Source organism: Geobacillus sp., assembly GCF_017515625.1.
GTDB lineage: Bacteria > Bacillota > Bacilli > Bacillales > Anoxybacillaceae > Geobacillus > Geobacillus stearothermophilus.
This window is the reverse complement of record NZ_JAFWFM010000041.1, coordinates 1-5509: the sequence shown is the minus strand read 5'-3', so window position 1 is coordinate 5509 and position 5509 is coordinate 1. Positions and strand designations below refer to the sequence as shown.

At 54.0% G+C, this 5509-nt stretch carries 5 protein-coding genes and 1 pseudogene; 4 read left to right on the top strand and 2 right to left on the bottom strand.

Annotated elements, in window-relative coordinates:
* Window positions 1-180 precede the first annotated feature (180 nt).
* Window positions 181-828: an MOSC domain-containing protein gene (locus IKE44_RS02495; RefSeq protein WP_061567428.1), complete on the bottom strand. Its 648-nt coding sequence runs from the start codon at window positions 826-828 to the stop codon at window positions 181-183.
* A 5-nt stretch (window positions 829-833) separates the two neighbouring features.
* Entirely contained in the window at window positions 834-1838 is a 1005-nt protein-coding gene (locus IKE44_RS02490) for an LLM class flavin-dependent oxidoreductase (RefSeq protein WP_287464921.1), read from the bottom strand.
* 382 nt (window positions 1839-2220) lie between these two features.
* Here IKE44_RS02490 and IKE44_RS02485 point away from each other — a divergent pair, with 382 nt between their 5' ends.
* The 4 genes and pseudogenes from IKE44_RS02485 to IKE44_RS02470 form a co-directional block, all read left to right on the top strand.
* On the top strand, window positions 2221-2784 hold the full coding sequence (locus IKE44_RS02485) for a thioredoxin family protein (protein WP_049624299.1): 564 nt from the start codon (window positions 2221-2223) through the stop codon (window positions 2782-2784).
* Between the two features lie 259 nt (window positions 2785-3043).
* Window positions 3044-3433 carry a gamma-glutamylcyclotransferase family protein gene (locus IKE44_RS02480; protein WP_049624300.1) on the top strand — a complete coding sequence of 130 codons (390 nt, stop codon included), beginning with the start codon at window positions 3044-3046 and terminating at the stop codon, window positions 3431-3433.
* A gap of 191 nt (window positions 3434-3624) precedes the next feature.
* A pseudogene (glnA, locus tag IKE44_RS02475) lies at window positions 3625-4983 on the top strand (type I glutamate--ammonia ligase).
* A 263-nt stretch (window positions 4984-5246) separates the two neighbouring features.
* The coding region (locus IKE44_RS02470) for a sulfite exporter TauE/SafE family protein (protein ID WP_287464918.1) at window positions 5247-5509 on the top strand (263 nt) is incomplete at its 3' end.

The window sequence follows — 5509 nt, the reverse complement described above, 5'->3', positions numbered from 1 at the left end:
TGGCTGGATCTGTAGTAAAATGAAAGTGCTCTTGCATGGGGGATCTCTCCTTTCGAATGTTGGGTGACACTTTCATTCTACTGGAGATCCGCCAGCAAGGGCTATTTTTATGCTTGATCAAGTTTATCTAGCACCACGGGTATAAAGATATTTTGTTAGTCATTTCCGCCGCTTTGTGCTTTACGGCCGGGGCCGAGCGGCGAGACGCTTTTGAAACGTTTCGCGCCAGCTTGCGGATAAGGCCGGATGGCTGGCGATTTGCTTCATGGCAGCAACATTGTCGCGCTCATGATAGTAAATGTGATTGATATACGCGATGGATAGCGCCCCCACGCCCCGTTCGACGAGAACGAGCGGCGCGCCTGGAGCGACGACGCCCTCTTTGAGAACGCGAAAGTAAAACCCGCTTTTTCCTGTCTGGCAGACGGCTTTCGGCAAATCGGGCAGCTGATGTTTGAACGCCAATTTGGAGCACGGCTGGCGCGGCTGCGACACTTGTACGAGCGCTGTGCCGGCGGCATAAATGTCGCCAAGACATACATCGTCTTCCGTCAACCCGAGAAGCGTCCAGTTTTCGCCAAACGCCCCCGCCGTAAATGGGCGGCCGTATCGCTCTTCCCAATAGACGAAATGCTCGGACGGATAGGCGCAAATCGCTTTATCTTCTCCTCCGTGATGGACGAGGTCGGCTTGTCCATCTCCAGCCAAGTTTTGTTTGCCGACCGCAACGGGATGAGCGACCGGCGTTTTGTCAATGCCGGTTGTGATCCGCTGGCCGCCGATGTGGAGCGTTTTCGGCTTCCCGACATTAATGGAGAGAATCTGCATCGCGTTCACCCCCATACCGCCTCGGCGATGAGCCGGAAGCTTGCGAGTTTATCCTCGAAGTCGTATGTAATCGTCACGAGCATGATTTCCTCTGTTTCATACGTTTCGCTCAGCCGATACAGCTTGTCTTTGACGCGCGTCGGACTGCCGACGATCATCCGCCGCCGGTTGTCTTCCACCCGTTTGCGCTCATACGGGCTGTACGGATACGCAGCCGCTTTTTCCGGGCTTGGCGTGCCGTTCAGCGCCATCCCTTGCTCGATCATAAGAAGCGACAGATCAAGGCTGCCGGCGATCCATTCCGCTTTTTCATCCGTTTCGGCGCAAATTGCAAACACCGCGACCATTCCGTGCGGCTCGGCCAAATACGGCGATGGAACAAACCGGTCACGGTACAGCCGCATATAATGTTCGCCGCCTTCCCCGTTGATAAACTGGGCGAACACATACGGCAGCCCTTTATCGGCTGCCAGCTTCGCCGTTTCCGAACTGGAGCCGAGCAGCCATAGTTCCGGCGGGGACTGCACGATCGGCGTCGCCTTGACGCCATAAAGCGGGTGGACGGGCGGAAGCGCATCGTGCAAATACCCAAGCAAGTCATCGATTTGCTCCCGATAGCGATCCGCTGAACGCGGCCGGCCGTCTTGGAGCGCCATCGTCGCCCGCGGCATGCCGCCGGGTGCCCGCCCGATGCCGAGATCGACGCGGCCGGGATGAAGGCCGGCAAGCACATGGAAGTTTTCCGCCACCTTGTACGGGCTGTAATGCGGCAGCATCACGCCGCCTGAGCCGATGCGGATGCGCGACGTTTTCGCTCCGATGTGTCCGAGCAGCACTTCCGGCGACGAACCGGCAAGGCTGTTTGTATCGTGGTGTTCCGACACCCAAAACCGCTTATAGCCGAGCTGCTCAACGTGTTGGGCGAGCTTGACGGTGTTCTCGAGCGCTTCTTCTGCCGTCATGCCTTCGGCGATCGGCGACTGGTCGAGGACGCTCAGTTGCAGCGCCATTGCGATTCCTCCTTCTTCCGCCGCAGCGGTGGAAATAATGATTAGTTTCTATTATGCGCTGTTTTGCTTCGGTTTGTCCATTCATTTGTCCACCCGCCTAGCAAAAAACCGATCCGCCGTCGGCGGATCGGCCAATCCCGTCAAGATGCGCGGCAGTGCGGCGATAATAAAACATCGGGTGGGATACGGGCGGTGCGGCAGCTGGCCCGTACACGCGCGGGGTCATGTGTTTATTCATATAAATCAATGCACAAACGCCTCCTTTCCGTCGTCTATGTGGCATCATATGCCGAGCTGTGCAGTTCGGTTTGGGCGCTGGATTTGTGACACCCGCCTTCCTTTTGATATAATGAAAGAAAATATTGGAGAAAGGGTGTTGTTGATGCCAGCTGTCGAATCGAACATGTTTCCCCTCGGCAAACAAGCGCCGTCGTTTTCCCTCACGAATGTCATCGATGGCAACGTCGTCCGTCTTGAGGATGTGAAATCGGACGTCGCAACTGTCATTATGTTCATTTGCAATCACTGCCCATTTGTCAAGCATGTCCAGCACGAGCTTGTTCGCCTCGCGAACGATTATATGCCCAAAGGGGTGTCGTTTGTCGCCATCAACTCCAACGATGCGGAACAGCATCCAGAAGATTCACCCGAAAACATGAAAAAGGTGGCGGAAGAGCTCGGCTATCCGTTTCCGTATTTGTACGATGAGACGCAAGAGGTGGCGAAAGCATACGACGCCGCTTGCACCCCGGACTTTTACATTTTCGACCGGAATCTGAAATGCGTCTACCGGGGCCAGTTGGACGACTCGCGCCCGAACAACGGCATCCCGGTCACCGGGGAGTCGATCCGCACCGCGCTGGATGCTTTGTTGGAGGGCCGCCCGGTGCCGGAAAAGCAGAAGCCGAGCATCGGCTGCAGCATTAAATGGAAACAAGCACTGTAACAATGTGCTTGACTTTTCATTGTGAAGCGGGTATGATGGAAAAAGCATCATTCGTTCGTTGCGGAATCGCCACCGCCGTGCCGTTGGCTTGCGAGTGCAGCCGGCACGGCATTTTTGTGGCCGCGATCTACTGAACAAATTCACACTGGCGCCGCCTCGGAGCGGCAAGGATGGATGAGAGGAAGGGCTTCCATTGTTTTTGTTTCCTTTCCTTGAGTTTTCGTAATTTATGTTATGTAAACAAAAGGAGAACGAGGAGATGGCGGAAGGGCGATATTGGGTGTTTGTGTATGGAACGTTGCTGACTGGCGAAGAAAACCATGAAGTGGCCGCTCCATACGTTCGCGCCGCGTGTCCAGGGAAAGTAAACGGCCGCTTATACAATGTCGGTCCGTACCCCGCGCTTGTGCTTGGAGAAGAGGGGGAAGTGGAAGGGGAGTGGCTGACGGTGACGGAAGAAGGGCTCAAGGCAATGGATGAGCTCGAGGATTACGTTGAAGGGCGGCGCGATAACGAATACGAACGGGTGTGGGTTCGCGACGCGCGTAAACCGATCGAAGGATATGTGTACGTCTATCCGCCGGAAAAAGCGGCCGGCTTGCCGCTTATTCCGTCCGGATCATGGCGGCGGCGTGAGGAGAAAATGTAACATCTAGAAACAGCCTGTGAGGAACGGTCATCCTCTGGGCTGTTTATTTTTTACATGAACATGAAAACGGTTGCAAAAAATCGTTATAAAAATACAGAAAAATTGCTAAAAAAGTGTTGCCAAACGGCCACTCTTTTTCTATAATAAAAGCATGTTAGAAAAATAAACGTACGAATGTGAGGTAATGTGACATGTCAAAAACGTTCGTTTCCTCCACCCAAACGGGATTGCTCGAACAAATTAAAGAAACGATCCAACAAAAGAACGTTGAACTTCTTCATTTGCAGTTTGTCGACATTGAAGGGATCTTAAAGCACGTGACCGTGACGGCTGAACAGCTTGATGATGTTGTCGAAGGGAAAATCATGTTTGATGGTTCGTCGATCAAAGGCTTCTCGCCGATCAACCGTTCCGACTTGTATCTTCTTCCGGATTTGAATACGTTTGCTGTTTTGCCGTGGACGGTCGAGGAAGGCTATGCGGAAGCGCGCTTTCTCTGCTCGGTGACCAATCCGGACGGCACGCTGTTTGAAGGCGACCCGCGCAACGTGCTGAAAAAAACGATCGAGCGGGCGGCGGAAAAAGGATATACGATCTCGGTCGGTCCGGAGCTGGAGTTTTTCCTGTTCAAAGCCGATGAAAACGGCAATCCGACGCTCGAGCTCCATGATGGCGGCGGTTATTTCGAACCGTCTCCGAAAGACTTGGGCGAACGCGTTCGCCTTGAAATTTACCGCGCCTTAAAAGCGATGGGCTTTACGATTGAAGCGTCGCACCATGAAGTGGCGGAAGGCTAGCATGAGATCAACTTCAAATATGCCGATGCGCTCGGTGCGGCTGACAATGCGACGACGTACAAATGGGTTGTCAAAACGATTGCCAGCAAGTTCGGCCTCCATGCGACGTTTATGCCAAAACCGGTGTTTGGCATCAACGGTTCAGGCATGCATGTCAACATTTCCCTCTTCAAAGATGGGGAAAATGCGTTCTTTGATCCGAACGATGCGAACCAGTTGTCAGAAACAGCGTACCAATTCATCGCGGGCTTGCTGAAAAACGTAAAACACTTCGCGGCGGTTACGAACCCGCTTGTCAACTCGTACAAACGGCTTGTGCCAGGGTATGAAGCGCCTTGCTACATCGCTTGGTCCGCTTCCAACCGTTCGGCGCTCATCCGCATTCCGGCCAAACGCGGCGTTGCGACGCGCGTTGAGCTCCGTTGCCCGGATCCGTCGGCGAATCCGTATTTGGCGTATGCCATCATCGCTGCCGCTGGCCTTGACGGTGTCGAAAAAGGGTTAACCGCTCCGGCGCCGATTGATGAAGACATCTTCCATATGTCGGAAGAACGACGTGCGGAGCTTGGCATTGACAACTTGCCGGAAAACTTGGGCGAGGCCATCGCAGCGCTAGAAAGCGGAGAAATCGGCCGCGCGACGCTTGGCGAGCACGTATTCAACGAATACGTCGCGATGAAAAAAGACGAATGGAACAGCTACCGCACGGCGGTTCATGCTTGGGAAGTCGAGCGGTATCAAGGAAAGTTCTGATCGAAAGCCACCATCCAAAAGGTGCCCCGTCGCCATATTCGGGGCGCCTTTTTTCTGCAGGCGGCTGTTTGTCTTGATGGACGGCCGCGCGGCGCCTTCCGCCCGTCGGCCGCCAAGCCGTCGGTGTTCGCAACGTCATCTTGCGCGTGGGGAGGAAAAGATGACTGCATTTTTTTATTTTTTAAATTCATAGTTGACATCTATGAATAATGAGATTTAAATTATAAGTAACGCGCTCAACCATTGCAAACGGAGGGAAACCAATGAAAAAACTGATCGTTTTTGTGTTTGTAGGATTTATCGCCCAGCTGATTGACGGCTCGCTTGGAATGGCGTATGGCCTCACGTCGTCGACGTTGTTATTGACGTTCGGCGTTGCTCCGGCCGTCGCCTCGGCGTCCGTTCATTTGGCGGAAGTGGTGACGACAGCGGCGTCCGGCGCCTCTCACTGGAAATTTGGCAACGTCGATCGAGCCATGGTCGGGAAGCTCATTATTCCTGGGTCGGTCGGCGCGTTTATCGGAGC

Coding starts and splice junctions, on each gene's coding strand:
- IKE44_RS02485 (WP_049624299.1), top strand. CDS start 2,221: ATGCCAGCTGTCGAATCGAACATGTTTCCCCTCGGCAAACAAGCGCCG.
- IKE44_RS02495 (WP_061567428.1), bottom strand. CDS start 828: ATGCAGATTCTCTCCATTAATGTCGGGAAGCCGAAAACGCTCCACATC.
- IKE44_RS02490 (WP_287464921.1), bottom strand. CDS start 1,838: ATGGCGCTGCAACTGAGCGTCCTCGACCAGTCGCCGATCGCCGAAGGC.
- IKE44_RS02480 (WP_049624300.1), top strand. CDS start 3,044: ATGGCGGAAGGGCGATATTGGGTGTTTGTGTATGGAACGTTGCTGACT.